This window comes from Sporosarcina sp. Y1011, from assembly GCF_057669885.1.
Map to the genome: position 1 here is coordinate 271,835 of NZ_JBYHFP010000004.1, position 16,653 is coordinate 288,487.

At 38.4% G+C, this 16,653-nt stretch carries 18 protein-coding genes; 5 read left to right on the top strand and 13 right to left on the bottom strand.

Going from position 1 to position 16,653, the window contains the following annotated elements:
* Positions 1 to 96 precede the first annotated feature (96 nt).
* From AC25Y5_RS07465 to AC25Y5_RS07500, 8 genes are all read right to left on the bottom strand, one after another.
* Complete coding sequence (locus tag AC25Y5_RS07465; protein ID WP_482099658.1) at positions 97 to 474, bottom strand: hypothetical protein; 378 nt, start codon at positions 472 to 474, stop codon at positions 97 to 99.
* A 20-nt stretch (positions 475 to 494) separates the two neighbouring features.
* Positions 495 to 857: a hypothetical protein gene (locus AC25Y5_RS07470; RefSeq protein WP_488139767.1), complete on the bottom strand. Its 363-nt coding sequence runs from the start codon at positions 855 to 857 to the stop codon at positions 495 to 497.
* 7 nt (positions 858 to 864) lie between these two features.
* Positions 865 to 1,926, bottom strand: a complete 1,062-nt coding sequence (locus AC25Y5_RS07475) for a ParM/StbA family protein (protein ID WP_482099660.1) — start codon at positions 1,924 to 1,926, stop codon at positions 865 to 867.
* 12 nt (positions 1,927 to 1,938) lie between these two features.
* Positions 1,939 to 2,400: a metal-dependent hydrolase gene (locus AC25Y5_RS07480; protein ID WP_488139768.1), complete on the bottom strand. Its 462-nt coding sequence runs from the start codon at positions 2,398 to 2,400 to the stop codon at positions 1,939 to 1,941.
* Between the two features lie 685 nt (positions 2,401 to 3,085).
* Positions 3,086 to 3,733, bottom strand: a complete 648-nt coding sequence (locus tag AC25Y5_RS07485; RefSeq protein ID WP_488139769.1) for a MarR family transcriptional regulator — start codon at positions 3,731 to 3,733, stop codon at positions 3,086 to 3,088.
* 7 nt (positions 3,734 to 3,740) lie between these two features.
* Complete coding sequence (gene recD2, locus AC25Y5_RS07490; RefSeq protein ID WP_488139770.1) at positions 3,741 to 5,957, bottom strand: SF1B family DNA helicase RecD2; 2,217 nt, start codon at positions 5,955 to 5,957, stop codon at positions 3,741 to 3,743.
* Positions 5,954 to 6,883: a hypothetical protein gene (locus AC25Y5_RS07495; RefSeq protein ID WP_488139771.1), complete on the bottom strand. Its 930-nt coding sequence runs from the start codon at positions 6,881 to 6,883 to the stop codon at positions 5,954 to 5,956. The genes recD2 and AC25Y5_RS07495 overlap by 4 nt, the downstream gene beginning before the upstream one ends.
* Before the next feature lie 335 nt (positions 6,884 to 7,218).
* The gene (locus tag AC25Y5_RS07500; protein WP_488139772.1) at positions 7,219 to 7,419 is read right to left on the bottom strand and encodes a helix-turn-helix transcriptional regulator; all 201 of its coding nucleotides are present in this window, start codon (positions 7,417 to 7,419) and stop codon (positions 7,219 to 7,221) included.
* Between the two features lie 147 nt (positions 7,420 to 7,566).
* Between AC25Y5_RS07500 and AC25Y5_RS07505 the strand changes: the two genes are divergently transcribed.
* Positions 7,567 to 8,190 (top strand): LexA family protein, encoded by a 624-nt coding sequence (locus tag AC25Y5_RS07505; RefSeq protein ID WP_488139773.1) that lies wholly within the window; start codon positions 7,567 to 7,569, stop codon positions 8,188 to 8,190.
* Positions 8,191 to 8,704: 514 nt separating this feature from the next.
* On the opposite strand, the gene AC25Y5_RS07510 is transcribed toward AC25Y5_RS07505, so the two are convergent.
* A complete protein-coding gene (locus tag AC25Y5_RS07510) occupies positions 8,705 to 8,893 on the bottom strand; it encodes a hypothetical protein (protein WP_488139774.1) in 189 nt (62 codons plus the stop codon).
* A 462-nt stretch (positions 8,894 to 9,355) separates the two neighbouring features.
* On the opposite strand from AC25Y5_RS07510, the gene AC25Y5_RS07515 reads away from it, so the two are divergent.
* Both AC25Y5_RS07515 and AC25Y5_RS07520 read left to right on the top strand, forming a co-directional pair.
* Positions 9,356 to 9,997: a LexA family protein gene (locus AC25Y5_RS07515; protein ID WP_488139775.1), complete on the top strand. Its 642-nt coding sequence runs from the start codon at positions 9,356 to 9,358 to the stop codon at positions 9,995 to 9,997.
* 82 nt (positions 9,998 to 10,079) lie between these two features.
* Complete coding sequence (locus tag AC25Y5_RS07520; RefSeq protein WP_488139776.1) at positions 10,080 to 11,621, top strand: recombinase family protein; 1,542 nt, start codon at positions 10,080 to 10,082, stop codon at positions 11,619 to 11,621.
* A 91-nt stretch (positions 11,622 to 11,712) separates the two neighbouring features.
* On the opposite strand, the gene comGB is transcribed toward AC25Y5_RS07520, so the two are convergent.
* Positions 11,713 to 12,768 (bottom strand): competence type IV pilus assembly protein ComGB, encoded by a 1,056-nt coding sequence (gene comGB, locus AC25Y5_RS07525; protein WP_488139777.1) that lies wholly within the window; start codon positions 12,766 to 12,768, stop codon positions 11,713 to 11,715.
* The gene (comGA, locus tag AC25Y5_RS07530; protein WP_488139778.1) at positions 12,761 to 13,768 is read right to left on the bottom strand and encodes a competence type IV pilus ATPase ComGA; all 1,008 of its coding nucleotides are present in this window, start codon (positions 13,766 to 13,768) and stop codon (positions 12,761 to 12,763) included. Before comGA ends, comGB begins: the two co-directional genes overlap by 8 nt.
* A gap of 321 nt (positions 13,769 to 14,089) precedes the next feature.
* On the opposite strand from comGA, the gene AC25Y5_RS07535 reads away from it, so the two are divergent.
* The gene (locus AC25Y5_RS07535) at positions 14,090 to 14,332 is read left to right on the top strand and encodes a DUF2626 domain-containing protein (RefSeq protein WP_482101803.1); all 243 of its coding nucleotides are present in this window, start codon (positions 14,090 to 14,092) and stop codon (positions 14,330 to 14,332) included.
* Between the two features lie 61 nt (positions 14,333 to 14,393).
* Here the strand turns inward: AC25Y5_RS07535 and AC25Y5_RS07540 are convergent, their stop codons facing one another.
* On the bottom strand, positions 14,394 to 15,032 hold the full coding sequence (locus tag AC25Y5_RS07540; protein WP_488139779.1) for an MBL fold metallo-hydrolase: 639 nt from the start codon (positions 15,030 to 15,032) through the stop codon (positions 14,394 to 14,396).
* Positions 15,033 to 15,191: 159 nt separating this feature from the next.
* Between AC25Y5_RS07540 and AC25Y5_RS07545 the strand changes: the two genes are divergently transcribed.
* Entirely contained in the window at positions 15,192 to 15,368 is a 177-nt protein-coding gene (locus AC25Y5_RS07545; protein WP_482101805.1) for a DUF2759 family protein, read from the top strand.
* Positions 15,369 to 15,504: 136 nt separating this feature from the next.
* Here AC25Y5_RS07545 and AC25Y5_RS07550 read toward each other — a convergent pair whose 3' ends face one another.
* On the bottom strand, positions 15,505 to 16,602 hold the full coding sequence (locus tag AC25Y5_RS07550) for a YqgU-like beta propeller domain-containing protein (RefSeq protein WP_488139780.1): 1,098 nt from the start codon (positions 16,600 to 16,602) through the stop codon (positions 15,505 to 15,507).
* Between the last annotated feature and the right edge of the window lie 51 nt (positions 16,603 to 16,653).

Sequence of the window (16,653 nt, forward strand, 5' to 3'; positions counted from 1 at the left end):
ATTAGGATTACCGGTCTAGATTTGCTGCTTGGCGACTTGGAATATTCCATTTTTTTCGGAATCGGCTTCTTGAATGACTATTTAAGAGGCTTTCCCCTACTTCTTATTGGCAATCACTGATATAAATTCCCTGAATTCGATAACTGAGTGCATTCCTATAGCTTCTCTAATTTTCTTTTTTGACACGCCTTCTTTGAGCAATTCCACAATTTCATGCGTGGTGATTTCTTGTTTCCTTTCGAGTATTGCTTCAATATTCGTATCTGTTCTCCATAGCTCGTCACCCACTAATCGCATTTCTCTAAAATTAGGGCAGCCACCACAGATTAATTCAACTGTCTCCCTATCATTCGAGCGGTCACCCATCATCACCATTTCTTTAAATAAGCAGGAATCACAAACCCTCAGGGTTTCACATACTTTCAAGAACTTCTTCTTTTTGCGATTACGCAGCTCTACCTTTGTCTTCACCATTTCCTCACCTCCAAAGTTGGTTAAAATTCAACACCAAAAGACGATAGCATCGCACTGGCACTATCGTCGATTGCTTGTTCAGTTATCGTTGATTCACTATCTGTCCTACTCACTTCTCCTTCCCTCATAGCGAGACTTCTATCAATTCTTCCTAACAGCTCCTTGTGCTGTTTCTCTAAGTTTTCTTTTAACAATTTCACTTCGGCCAACAAGAGTTGATTACCCTCATTTACTTTCTGTTCACCTGACATCGTTCGATAAGCGAACCGTAGCATCTGTCGAATCGTATCACTTCGCCTATTGTCTGGCACTTGTGATAGCAGGTTATAGATTTTCTCATCCTCTTCTTGCAAACGAAAGCTGTACCGCTTTTCCCAGTTCACATTCATCTCACATCACAGATTTCCGTCGCTCTAGTTGATCGAATACGGCTTTACCTAATCTCAAGTAGCCAATCGTGTTTGCAAACTGGCTCTCCGTAATCTTCAATAAACGTTCATCAAAATGGGGCTGGATAAAAGGCTCGAAAAGCTCGCCACCTCCACCAGCTAAGAAAATCGCATCAAATAAATCGGATTCCTCAGCCCATACGTTTTTCAATCGATCAACAATATTTGTAGCAATCGATTTCTTACTGGATTGGATAATTTGGCTGAAATCTATTTTATTTCCTTTATACATCAACCGTTCATCTTTTAAGATCCGAGAGATATAATGCTCACTCAAATCCGCGCCACCCGTTTGTGTTTTATAAGCTTGACGAATATCTCGATATAGATTGTTCACCCCATCGTCCACCGTTCCGGATAACTTCGCCTTCGGAACGAATGAACCATTTTCCTGGATTTCAACAACCACAAAATCCGTTGTTCTGAATCCAATATCAATCAACCCAATTAGCGACCCCTGGTGCATGAAGTGAGGGTACGTAAATTTACCATCATGATTAATCAATGCGGAAAAGATGGCTGAAGCACCTTGTGGAAATACCAAGGCTCGTTCGATGTTCACCTGTTTCGCAACCTCAACTAAGGGACCCGATTTCCAATCTATATGGGATTGGATCCCTATAATAGACGATTGGAAATCCTTTGCTTGTGCTTGGTAGAAATCTAGCGGGAGTCCTGTTGACAGATTCACAGAACCACCTCTTCCATCCGTTACAAGCTGAATGGCTGTGTTAAGTAGAATATGTGTGTATAAATGATTGAACCGCTCACGTTCAAATATGCGAGATAATGAGCGGGATTCATTTGCCAGTTCTCCGACAAAATAATCCTCGCCCATAATATTTACATGCATATTAAATAAATCGTTCGGTGTATCCCCAAGGATATTTGTGATTCCCCTGTCATACCCTTTCCCGACAAGTGAAGGGAATATGACACGCTTTCCTGATGAAGATATTGCTTTGACAAATCCATAGCCTAAATCGACTGCAACGTTTTCCAAAAGTATGACCTCCTATAAATCCAATTTTATTTTTGTAACTAGAACCCAACCGATCAAACTGATGAGTACCAGTCTTGTGATTCTATCTATCAATGTAAAACTGAATGACGGTATTGCAACCCCAATTGATTTAGTAGACGGATAGAAGAGCTTCACTTTTCCGGTTAGCATGTCTCCAGCAATATGTGCAAGTATCCCTGCACTTACTGACAAAGCCACCCAGCATTCTGTAAACAGGTATATAAAAATCCCTGCTATTAATGAAAATAGCAAGGAGTGTGTAAATGTCCGATGACCAAATATAGAATGAAGTGGTATAGCTATGAAGAAGAACAACTTCCCAAACTTAGACTTTGGTTCATCAAGATTTGGTAGCACACCTGCAATTCCTCCAACGACCGCTCCTTTCCAATCACCTCCTGTAACTACGTATCCGGCAACCATTCCTGATAGAGCGTGTGTGGACCACTCCATTAGCCAACAGTCGATTCTAAATCATCGTATACTTCATTGATTTCTACATTCCTCAATTTATATCTCCTTCTTTCCATAACTTTATTTTGTCCCTCTAAAAAACAACCAAAAGAATTTCGATTGCTTTTGACAAGCACAAAGAGTGGATACGGTTATTTGAGCAATTGACTACGCTTAATATTGCAAATCGCGTTCAACATGTTAAAACATGGGCTGAATAATTGAAGAGCTGAAAGAGCAAACATCGCCACACTCCCCTTTTTTCAGCCAAGGTTTTAATTTTTTTCGTTTTCTATTTCAAAATCTATTACGAACAATTTCGAATTTCACTCTCACGAAAACTTAACGATTTATCATCCACTTTAGAATTCACTATTTTTAATGGTGATTTTCCACATTATATATGGGTGAAAAATTCAGTATTGCAGTCGTATATTAGAGAGTGAGAAAGGGCGACATGCTGAAAATCTCGAATAACCCTTTCATAACAACGTTTATACACGTTTATAGGTGTAGAGATTTATCTACACACGTGTCGATATTTTTCGACACCCCCTTTTCATACTAATCCCTTCAATACATAAATTTAGGGTATAGAAATTTTTCGACACCCTCTATAAGAAGTGTTGTAAACCTATATAACTCAACAATAAAGAGTGTGGTATTTTTTCAACACCCTGCTAATTCATTTCGATTTTTTTAATTCCAAATAACTTTTTCTGCTGTACAATCTTCCGTACTCTTCGCCACTTTTTATCCATAACTTCCAAGAAAGCAATACCTTTTTTCTTTCCAGTTTGTCAAATTCGATAACTAACTTTGATAATGTAGCATTTATTCTGTTCCGATTTCCTGCATAAATGATTTCAGGATTCATAAATAATGGTCTACGAGTAACACTTCTTTTATGTTCTTTAATCTCTTGTGAATCCACCAGTTCAAACAGTATTCCTTTTACAAGCAAACTTTGAATTGTTGCACTGATTCCAGTTCGATCACGATTTAGATATTTTGCAATTTCTGATACTGTCATAAATTGTCCGCTTCCTCTATCGGTAATCCCATTTGAATGTAGCTGAACCAATGGCATCAAAGAAAAAAGAAAACCTAACTCTGCATTCGTCAGGAACTCTTTCCTGATAAGCACATCGAGGTTTTCTTGAATTGCTTGAACAAACAATGCCTTGTTTTTGTCTTTTAGCTTGTATAGGGCATAACCTTGCTCATTTGCCTTCTGTTCTTCTATAGCAACAGCAGCCACATCCACTAGCTTTTCACCATCCCGAAGTCTGGCGTGCTTTTCTGCTGTTTCTAACGCGTCATGCATATCCATTTCTGTATCACCCCCTCCCACCGCTTGCATCGTCACCACTGAATCGGTTGTTATATTCTGTATACGAGGTGATACGATTTGATAAACCACTGTTTCTGTCAGTTAGTTTATTATTTCCAATGGCAATCTCCATCGCCTTTTGTGTACCAATCAAGACGATTCTTTCTTTTGCCCTAGTCATGCCTGTGTACATTAAATTACGAGCCAGCATAACGTAATGGCTTGTCGTAGCAGGAATGATGACTATAGGTGCTTCACCACCTTGTGACTTGTGAATAGTGATCGCATAGCCTAGTTCCAACTCGTTGGTTTCACTTTTTTCGTATGATACTTTTATTCCCATGAAATAACATGTCATTTTCTCAACGGTCTCATTATTTTCATTTACTTCTTTTGAAATTTTGGTAATCACACCGATATCGCCATTAAAAACTCCTTTAGATTGATTATTTTTATTCTGAATGACTTTATCACCAAGTCGGAATAGCCTTTTCCCTATCTCCCATTCCTTTTTGGTCGAATTAGATGGGTTTAAGGCATCTCTTAACTGGTCATTTAATGCAAGTGTTCCAGCAGGTCCTTTTTTCATTGGACTTAATATCAAAATGTCCGATAATGAATAACCTAACTCTTGAAATCGTAAAGCACTTCTAACAATCAAAGCTGCAATTCGTTTTGGGTCTTCCTGATTAATAAAATAAAAATCACCTTTATCGCTGTCGATAAGAAGTGATTTACCTTGATTAACCCTATGGGCATTACTAATGATTTGGCTTTCCTTTGCTTGTCTAAATACTTCCGTAAGAGCCACAGTTGGTAATCCTGACTGAATCATGTCACTTAGAACGTTCCCAGGGCTAACCGATGGCAATTGATCCGTGTCTCCTACAAAGAGAATTTTCGTATCAACTTCAAGGGCATCCATCAGTAAACTAGCTAGTTGAACATCTACCATCGACATTTCGTCAATGACTAACAAATCGCAAGCAAGTTTTTCTTGCCAATTGAAGGTAGGAATTTCTCCTTGTTGGTACCCGATTAGCCTATGGATTGTAGATGCATCATGTCCAGCCACCTCTGACAATTGCCTACTCGCTTTACCAGTTGGGGCAGCTAAGCATATAATATTTTCTGGATATATTTCTTTGTATATGTCGAGCATGGCACGAATAACGGTAGTTTTTCCTGTACCTGGACCACCGGTGAGTATTAACATCTGTTCTTCAAATAATCGCCTAATTGCTTCACGTTGCTTCTTCGCTAGGATGATTCCCTGCTTCTTTTGATACTTAATTATCTGTTTATCAGACGAAGGCAATGCTACGCCATCCCGAGAATCTCTCATTTCTGAAAGTTTCCGAGCTAATCTGTCTTCATATGTGAATAAAAACTTTGGGTAAACGCGATTATTTTCAATAACGATATGTTTCTCTTCTAAACGGTAAATGCTTTGCGCTAATTCATCTATCGATACTTTGTTTTCATCATGCGTATTATGATTTAAAGCATGGGCAGCTTCCGCCAATAGATTTTCTTCCATAACATAGCAATGGCCAGAACTGAAGCACGTTTCTTTTAAAACATAGTTCACACAAGCATCAATGCGATACCCTGATAAGGGCGATATGCCCATCTTTTGTGCAATTTCATCAGCCTTTAAGAATCCAATCAGGTTTAATTCCGTTAACTTGTATGGATTTTTTGTAACAATTGCTACCGTATTAGACTCATATTCTTTATACAGCCGCATCGCCATACTAGCAGATATTCCGAATACCAGTAATTCCGAAATGATTTTCTGTACCTCAAACGTAGACCTGACGCTTTCTACAATGTTACTAGCTCGTTTCTTACCAATTCCTTTAATTCCTTGTAAGCTCGACTCGCCATGTTGAGTGATTATCGTCAAAGCATCTTCACCCAATTTTTCGGCAATCATGATTGATTGCTTTGACCCACAACCTTTTACAAGGGATGATGCAAGGAAGGCAGTAACTTGTTCTATCGTTTGCGGCATTGGTCTTTCCCATGACACCACCACAAGCTGTTTTCCGAACTTCGGATGATTTCCCCATACTCCTTGAACCCAAACTTCTTCCCCTTTATCGACTCCGTATATGCTACCTTTTATTATTAGTTCCTCTCTATCCGTTTGCAGTTTTGCGATTAGATAGTCCTCGTTTCTATAAAGAACCCTTGAGACTTTACCAATAAAGGTATTCATTCCAATATGACCACCTTGTCACGTGGACATAAGACTATGTTTAACCGTTTCAGAAAATCACTAGTTGTGGGAATAGTAAAAGGGCATTGTAAATCAAAATCATGAAAAAGGTTCAAGAAAAGAGCGCTTGGCACAACTACTGTTTGACGCTTTCGCCGAACAAACGCCTTACATCTTTCAAGTATTCTCTTAAAAGGATTAGAAGAATCAACTCTGTTTTTCATCTCTTCTACAGAATCAACAAGTTGGGTATCAAGGGAATCAAGCAGTTCGAGCAATTCTTTTTCTTTAAGAGTTCCGACTACATCATTTGCTGCATGAAGGAGTTCGTTCTTTTCCTCAACCACATTTTCATTTGACAGAAGTTCCTCAAATTGTATTTCAACTTCGGGTGTAGTATCTACTTGATGGAAAAATGTATCGACCTCTTCCTTCGGAATATTATATTTGCTTGGAAAACAGATCACATTAGGTACTGACATCACAAGGTGCCATAAGTTTCCTGGGAAATAATGAAAGTCAACATTTAATTCGATTAAAATATATCCACTTAACACACTACTGATTTTCTTCGAAGCTTTTCGCGCTCCCTTTAACTCTTTCGAAAGATTGCGAATACTCTCCTTGTAGCTATCGAGCAAGGCAAGAGAATTGGCGTCTTTGTATACTTTCAGATTGTCACAGGCCGTGCGTAGGTTGTTCAAACCGGTCAGTATTCTTTTCACGTATAAGTGATCTGTAATGTCTTCCCTGTTCAAAGTAGAAAAATCGACAGATGTATTATCCTCACGAATGATTTCTGTAAATGTTTCCATTGCATATATTGCTTTGACCATTGAATCACCTGATCTATCCAAAACGATTTTCAACATTTCTTTCGCTTCAATTTCCGCACCTGTACGAACCTGAATCACAAAGTAAGCCATTCCCCTTCATCCCCTCTCTATTAATCCACTAAGCAAACGATTTTCTTCTAATCAGGCGATTATCACATTCCGCATTCACGCAGTTTTCATACATCCACTTAACTACTTCGTCTCGAGGATAACCTAGCGGCCTCTCTCCAAAGGGGTCGTTTTGACATTTTCAAGAAGAATTCCCACATAGCTTTCATAGTTTCAGGTTAGACGGATAGCGGTATTAATTCTTTGTTATCAATAATTAGACCTCCATCGCTGATTTTTTGTATAAAAGCTTGTGAATAAAGAACATTAAATCTTTAAAGACATTCAACAGTTATTAACTTAAAGTTAATTGGTAATCAAAAAACTAAACTGCAATAAACAATATTATCAATTTCCACCTTATATAATTTCGCTAATGCATAGATGACAACGCCCTTTGGTTCAACTTTATCACTCTCCCATTTGATGACAGTAGCACGGGAAACACCCATAATATCAGCAACATCTTGTTGTGTCATATTTGCGTTAACTCGTAGCGCATCTAGTGATAGTTTCATATTTTTATCGCCTCCAGTCTGTAAACTCTATATTCATACTAATTCACTTAAAGTTAATAGTCAATACTTAAAGTTAATAATTTTCTCAAAAAGTCTTCCTTAAAATTAACCTTAAGTGTATAATCGATGAAGGAAGGTAGTGAAACAATGAAAACACAGAGAGAAATACTTGGGGAAAACATAGATAGATTGATAGCTAGGAATGGTATTGATCAAAAAATTTTAGCGGAGAAAATAGGAGTTAGCGGTGCTACTATATCTAACTGGGTTAAGGGTTTGAAGTATCCGAGAATAGATAAAATACAAGATTTAGCAGATTACTTTAATGTTAAACATTCCGATTTAGTTGAAGACCAAACAACAAACTTAATAAAAGTATCCCAACGAACTGTTAGCATCCCGATACTCGGATATATCGCTTGTGGAGACCCGATATTAGTGGAAGAAAACTACGAAGATTACCGCACAGTATTAGAAGAAGGCTTGCCGGCAGGTAACCTTTTCTATCTCCGAGCGAAAGGTGATTCAATGCATCCCACGATACCGAATGGATCGATGGTGATGGTTAGGGCGCAAGAAGATGTAGAAAACGGTCAGATAGCCGCTGTGACATTTAACGGTAATTCGGAAGCTACATTGAAAAGAGTCAAAAAACAAGGCGATATGATCATATTGATGCCAGACAATCCTGCACATGAACCAATCTTCGTCACTAAAGAAAATCCAGTAAATATAATCGGAAAAGCGGTTAAATCAGAACAAGACCTTTAATTACTAGCTCTAATAATAAAAAGACTAAGGTTAGCCCATCCGCTACCTTTTTCTTCTATGATAAGGATAGTTACAATGAATGCTGATTTTAAAGGTACTGTAGGCATTTACGTGCGGGTTTTTACCGTCAAACAAGTCCAAGAAGGTATATTCGAAAGAACGCTTAAAAACATACTGTACGGCTCAGGATTTGGGGTGAAAATACTCAATTGTTGATTAAATTTCCTTAGAGATTCTAAAACCTGAAGAATTAAAGGATATTCTAGATTCAAGAAGAATAGATACCCACAACCCTGATGCTGTTAGCATCTATAATTCTTCAGGTATTGTTAGTCATTCATTACCAACCCAAGCTTTTCTTGATGCTTCTAACAAATTTTCCTCTAGCGAACAATCTTGCGCCTTCTGTTTAAATCACCGTCATACTTTCTCACTCCCAACTTGCTACAAGTCCAACTGACAACCGTGGTAGTTGCGACGATTACTAAAAAGAGACTAAACATTCCCCAGTCTGTCATTGGAGTTGAATTTCCAATTCCGAAGTCAAAACTTCGTGTAATGTCGTAATGGGCATCCTCTTTTCTCCCCAAATACGTAGATATTCAACTGCCTTCGTTTCGTCCTTATAGGATAGTTTGGCAATCAATCCTGGAATTGCTCCGCGCTTCTTTAAGATAATTGGATCAATTGGTAATGAATTCATTCGATTACCTCCCACTCACTTTTTCTTCCATGTATTTCTAGTCCATTACCCAGCCGACTGTTGAAAGTGGTATTTTAAATTTAACACTACGCTTAAAGTGCAGTACGAGACACAGAAACACTTTTGATTGAGAACTCTTACGGAGTCCATTCGGAATACATAAGCCAGTGAATAAATAACGTAAGGTTTAATTTCCACCTCCCTATTTCTCCAACGAACTATAGTTCTCTTTGATACACCTAACTTTTCGACTAATGTATCTTATGTGAAACCTCTTTCGACTCCTGCCTTCAAACTTAAATCCATGTGTTGTTGTATCATGTAAATCCCTTTCTTAGTCGATATATAAACAATACTACACTTTAAGTGCACGGTCAACACATAAAGTGCAGTATATTCATAATTAACTTTGCATTTTCTGCACTATTTGTGTAAAATAAAAATTGATAGGAGGGTTATTTAATGAAGGAAGACATAACAGTTACCCGTCAAAGAGAAATATTGTCCGAAAATATTCAGGGTTTATTAGACCGAAAAAGGATTAAACAAACCGATATGGCAAGAGATTTGGGGATAGCGGAAACAACTGTGTCTAGTTGGATTAATGGAAAAAGGTATCCTGGATTAAAAAACTTGCAACTCATGGCCGAATACTTCAATGTTGGTCGTTCCGCTCTAACAGAAATGAAACCTACAAATCTAATAGATGTATCGCAACGTGCTGTCAGAATCCCTATACTCGGATATATTGCTTGCGGAGATCCAATTCTAGTAGAAGAAAACTACGAAAATTACCGCACTGTATTAGAGGAAGGTTTGCCAGCCGGTAATCTTATTTACCTAGAAGCGAAAGGTGACTCTATGCACCCGACGATACCAAACGGCTCAATGGTAATGATACGTGAGCAATCAAATGTGGAGAACGGGGAAATAGCAGCTGTAACCTTTAACGGTAACACGGAGGCGACATTGAAAAGAGTGAAAAAACAAGGCGACATGATTATACTGATGCCTGACAATCCTACACACGAACCAATCTTTGTTACAAAGGATAATCCGGTTAAAATAATCGGAAAAGCGATACGATCGGAACAAACACTTTAATCGCTAGCCTTAGCAATTAAAAAGGAGCAGCAAAGTCTCATCCAACTCAGCTGCTCCTATTCTATAGAAAGGAGTTTTTAACATGAGAGTAATTATCTACATCCGGGTTTCTACTAGAATGCAAGAAAAAAAGTTTAGCCTAGAAGGTCAAAGAACTGAATTAACGAGATACGCGGAATCTATGGACTGGACTATCGTAGCTACTTATCAAGATAATGAATCGGGTAATAAACTCGACAAGGATGGTCTTAACACCCTGTTAGATGACGTGGAGGACGGGAAAACAGACGTTGTTCTAGTATTTGACCAAGACCGACTTTCGCGCTTGGACACGCTTGAATGGGAGTTCCTAAAAGATGTACTCCGTAAAAACAAAGTGAAAATTGCTGAACCTGGAAGAATTACAGACTTAACCAATGATGACGATGTGTTTTTCTCGGATTTGAAAAACCTAATTGCTCAGCGCGAAAGAAAATCAGTGGTTCGTCGTATGATGAATGGAAAAAAGCAACGTATGCGTGAGGGTAAAGGTTATGGAAAGGCACCGTTCGGGTATGTATTTGATAAAGTAACCCAAAAATACGAAATAGATGATGAATGGGCTTGGACTATAGGTTTTATCGATAACCTGTATTTGAATGAACAGATAGGCTTATCCACAATCGCTAGTAGATTAGACGAGATATGCAGAACACCGTCAGGAAAGCACTGGAATGATACATTGATTATGCGACGCCTTAGATCAAAAGCATTTCATGGGGTGATGGAGAAGACATTTAAAGATGGAGAAACTATCAGCATTGAAAACATGTATCCCCCGCTGCGCACGAAAGAGACTTACGATGAAATCCAACGACAACAGGCGAAAAGAACAATGACTTTTAAACCTACTGCAGTTAAAAATAATGAATTACACTTATTTCGTCGGACGTACTTTAGTTGCGCCGAATGTGGAAGGAAATTAGCGGTTGCTCAATACGGTTATGGAAAGAATAAAAACTTTTATCTTAGACATGGTCGTCGAATGCGATTGAAGGACCGTACAACATGCGACATGGGGGTAAATACCCTTCGATTAGAGGATAACGTACGTAAAGCTCTAAAAGATATAATCAGCAGTGAAACGCTCGCTAACAAGTATATAGAGTTTGATAGAAAACAAAAAGATGCTGCGAATGTAAAATCACAACTTAAATCTATAGAAGCTACTTTGAATAAAACCAAACTGCAATCCGACCGGTTGCTAGAATTATATCTAGACGGGAACATTAAAAAAGACAAATACCTTGAGAGAAATGCCGAATCGGAAGAACTTATTGTGTCACTAGAAAAACAACTGAAAGAAATTAATGCGAAGAATGAACTTCTTTTATCTAACGAATGGGGTTATGAAATGATTGCTGATTTATTTCAAGTCGCTCAAAGTTTTGACACTGAATTATCACCTTTTGAGCAATCTAATACTTTCGGAAATCTATTTCCCACAGGTGTTCTGCATCGTGACAAATTAATTTTAATTTCCGAAATTGCAGGTGCCCCTATCGAAATAACAGTTCCCATAGCTTACGATCCATTTCCCGACCACCCAACAAAACGTGACAAAGCCTTGCCCACATTGAATTAGGGGTGTGTGTCGCCAGTAGACGTTCATCCCCCCCTTCATTTCGATTAATGTGAACCCTTTTTCATTACGAATTAATTTCATATAACCCCTCCTATAATTTATCCATCATTCCGTAAACGGGTAATAATAACGCGAGATACGCTGCTAAAATACAAATTGCGATGATACTGAATAAAGCTGGTTGAAGAACCGCTAAAGCCTTTGTCAGATTTTCGTCGATTGTTTCACTGAGTTGCTCGCTGTACAGTTGCAACTCTTTCGGTAGAAAACCGCTATCCGCACCATGTTTGGCAAATGCAGATAACTGCTCCTTTAATCCCTTTGTTCTGCTGACAGCAGTATGAAATGATTCTCCGAAAATGACTTGTTCTTTTACATTTCCAGCAATTTCACTTAACACTGAATCCACTTTTTGATGAATTAATATATCTAGCGCGTCTTGCATAGATAATCCCGATTGAAGTAAGCTTCCAACTTCACTTGAAAAGTCTCGGGTCTTTACTGTTGAAAAAAAACTTCCTGCGATAGGAATAGTCATCATTACTTGTATTTTAGTTTCGGGTAGCAGTTTACTATAAGCAAAGATGCCAATAACCGTGAGCAGTGCCGTTATTAACGCAATACTTATAATGACATCAGGAATTTTCGTAACAAGTGAGGGCAACATAGAAACGAACCCATCCCCTTCATTTCCCCTTGAAATTGCAAGATTTTCCATATTGGGCAGAAAAAACTTACGAAACGCTATTAGCAGTGCTGAAATAATAAGAAAAAGGAAAATCGGATAAATTAATAGGTTTTTTAATTTTTTCTTTTTTTCTTCAGCTCTTTCGAGACGTACAGACACCCCCTCCAAAGCTTGTGCAACGCGCCCATCTATTTCCGCAATCGCAACAGGAAGAAGTACCCCCGATGAAAATCCTAACCGCGCCAACACGTGGGTCACCCCAAAACCTTCTTTAAAATCGGCATCCATCATTTCCAACATTGGATGAAAATCCTTCATATGATGCGGCAATAGTAAAGTAACGCCATCATAGAATGTATAGCCTTCTGTTAGTAAAACAGCTAGTCTTTTCAGAAATACCGGTCGATTTTGAAGAGTTCTCTTTTTACGCAACATTGATTTACTTAAACGTCTATCCATCCCGTATCACACTTGAGTGGCTATATTTCCGGATGAGCGACTCCACTTTTAAATCATCCGGTACGATTACTCTTTCCCCGCTCATAATTGAGTCAGTAATTTGGGCAAGCCTATCTCCTTGAATAATTTCAAATACAGCCCCTCTTTCACCGGAACTATTTCGAATTAGGCGTTGGGCTGAAATGCATACGATTGTTTGCCTTAATTCTTCTGCGGAAACACCAAAATCCATCATCCTATAAAAACAACCGACAGGATCCTTGGAGTGAACTGTAGTTAATACCAAATGACCGGTCAATGCTGCTTGAACTGCGATTTTAGCGGTTTCACTGTCTCGAATTTCACCTATCATGATCACATCAGGTGAATGGCGCAATATCGCTTTAAGGCCAGCGGAGTATGTCATGCCGGAACGCTCATTTACTTGAATTTGTAGAAGATGTGAATGATTATTTTCAACAGGATCTTCCAATGTAATCACATGTCGCTCAAGATTATTTACACAATGGGCCGTTAAAGAATAGATAGTGGTCGTCTTCCCGCTTCCAGTCGGACCGGTCAATAGAAGCAGTCCCTGCGGCTCAGACATCGCCTGACGCAATTTATCTGCCCATTCTTTCTCCATACAGAGCTCGTCGATGGAAACAATTCGGTCATGCCTTTGCAGCCGGATGACAACACTTTCTTTCATTTGAATTGAAGGGATTGTTGATACGCGAAAAGAAAAATTCTCTCCTTGGAATTGTTTGTGAAATGAACCACTTTGGGGTTTACGTTTATCGCTGATGTCGAGTGAGGACAAAAATTTGTAAAATGAAATCATACGGCCCGCTAACTGTGGGGGAATTGTTCCAGACCGATCCAGTTTCAAATCTTTTTTGAAGGATATATCATATCCTTCCTTCGTGGGGATAAGGTGGATATCTGAAGCTTCATATTTAATCGCTTTTTCTAAGAGTTGAAAACTTTTCTGTTCTACTACGTTGTCATTTCTAATCATTAAACACCCCTCTTTCTTTTTTAAATGTAACGGTATTTAACTGTTTAATAGGTTGAATAATCTGCATTCAACCTATGTCATATTATACGATTTTGAATTGCAGATTGGAATACTTTCCTTCAAAGTCGAATTGTGTATCGCGGAAAAGAAGGGATATTTCATATTTGGCCTTTTTTTACCTAGTAAATCTCATTTTTCATAAAAATACAGCTTATACACGTCTTTGTCACAATGAAAGAACGATTGGAGTTTACATCTGCAGTTGTTATCCTTTATAATGAATGGGAGCTTATTGTAATGTTTTATTAAGGAGGGACGCACATGGATAACATGTTTAAGTTGATGGGCTTCTGGACTGGTATTTTCGCAGTAATGTTTTATATTGGAGACATGCTGCCAGCCGCACTTCTTTTTGTTGCGAACACAGGGTTCTTCCTACTACTTGGATATTTGAACCTGACAGAGCGTATGTACATGTACCTATTCGGAGCTTATCTGATGGTGTTTATGGTTGGTTTCAGCTACTACTCAACGTTTATTCACGTACCTGGCGCTGGCCACTAATAGTACATACAAAAAAACAGCCTATTTCTGGCTGTTTTTTTGTTTTAAATGAATCATTCGCTTAAAATCCGTTCAAAAAAGGGTTTGAGTCTTTTTCATCCCCGGGATTTGTTGGCGCTCCATGTCCAGGGTAAATAACAAAATCATCATCTAAAGATAATAACTTGTCATGAATAGATGTAAGTAAAACTCCCGTATTTCCACCAGGTAAATCCGTCCTACCAACACCTTGCTTGAATAATGTATCTCCTACAATCGCGAAGCGGGATGATGTAAAGACATACGAAACACTTCCTGGAGAATGGCCAGGTGTATGCCTTGCCTCAAAAGTAAATGGTCCAATAGACATTATTCCTTCATTGATAATAATTTCATCTGCTTTTTTGCAATATATATCCGGTAGTTGTGGATATTTAGCAGATCCATTCAGTTTTGGATCCAGTAGCCAATCCTGCTCCTCTTCATGAATATAGACTGGAATGTTATAACGATCTCTAATACTCTCAACTGCTCCGATATGATCGAAGTGCCCATGAGTCAGAAGAACCGCAATCGGTGTTAGTTCCTTGCTTTTTATCTTATTAATAAGCCGTCCACTTTCTTCACCCGGATCTATGATTAGGCAATTACCTGCTTCATCACTTATGATGTAACAATTTGTCTGTATCGGTCCAAGCGAGTATGTATTGATTTTAAGCATGGCCTCCACCTCCTTCAAAACATATTACGCAAGATGAAATACAATTTCAAATAATCGTCACTTATATACCTCGACAAAAATGATTGGAAACAGTACAATAGAAGAGGAATATCGCTAAATCGGCATTCATTTTTTATTGTTGAAAGGAGTGTCATCCCTATGAACTTATTGATGGTCATTTTTGGACTCATCGCAATCTTAGCGGTTGTTGGTACAGTCCAAGCATTCAAGCAACGAAACGCTTTAAGTATTTTATTTAATCTTGGAGCTGCAGTTATTTTCGGCGGCTTCACAATTGCTACACTTGTTTTTCAAGGGTTCCCACCTACTGCATAATAAGAGCAAAAAATCTCTCCTGCATTAATTCGCAGGAGAGATTTTTTTTGAATAGAACTATTAACTTCTCAAAATATAGTCAATTCACAAAACCATCCGGGTCGTGCTTTAGCAGACGCCCAGTCTAAGTGTTCTATCATTCAGTGAAATTTAGCCACAAATTCTCAACCGCAGAAACTACATCAATCAAATTTTCCGAGGAATTGCCTGTTAAACATTTTTCTCCCGAAGGTGAACAACGAAGAAGGCCAGATGCGATTTCATCAGCTACAACATCTTGACGTCCTTCAGTTACTCGTATTAGTCGATAGGGTGATAGGAGTTCATCAAGTTGCCCTCCCTCTACAGGAGAAGGAAGCAATACGGTATCCTTTGAAATCCATTCAACTTTAGGGATAACCCATTCTGAATAATTACTAATAACAGGCATCATCCATTCAGAACGAATCTTTCCGTCCTTGTCCATAATGGAGTAATGCGCATCTGTCTCCTCATTCACTGTAACAACAAGCAGTGACTCTTCATATGTATCAAAATAAACGACTTCATCCATCTCTAATTGGTCCCATTTTTCAGTGGCGGGCTCAAAAATATGTATTTCCCCTCCATCAAGTATGTGCCCCTCAATTTGACTGACTACAACCTTGTCTTTGCCAAGCCATTTCGGAAAAGGATCTTCAATCGCTAAAAGTTCTAGAGATTTCTTTTCCCCATTATATAATAGCAAATCGAATGTCCAATCTTCATGAAAAGCTGTGAAAAGGATGAGTGATGGATCGATATCGTTCCATTCAATTTCCAACTCTGTGGATGCAACTGTAATTTCATCATGTATCGCGCCATCCATACTTACTATCTTAATTATTGCAGAAGTGGAATTATCGCTAGTATGTAGTAAAAAAAAATTCTTAGAAGGGTGGATTAGAACATCAATAATTATTGAACTTTCTTCATAAACAATATCTGATTGACCTGATTCCAAATCAAATGTTTTCAATAGATAAAGCCCATTTTCCTTTTCGACATAGACAATCTTTGTCTCTGTTAACCAATCCACTACAAAATGGAACTTTGCGGAGTCAGCAGTTAATGACTTACTAATTTCTTTTTCTTTCACTTCTTTAATTGCATTTTCTTCAAGGTCTTTTGAGTTTTCAATGATTTCATCAGTCTCTTCTGTACATCCTGTTACCAACAGGAGTGCTACACAAAAGATGAATAACCTTTTTCTCACCGCGTCTCCCCCTTTTCCGTATTTAGGTTAAAAAAAGGCTGCACGGAAAGT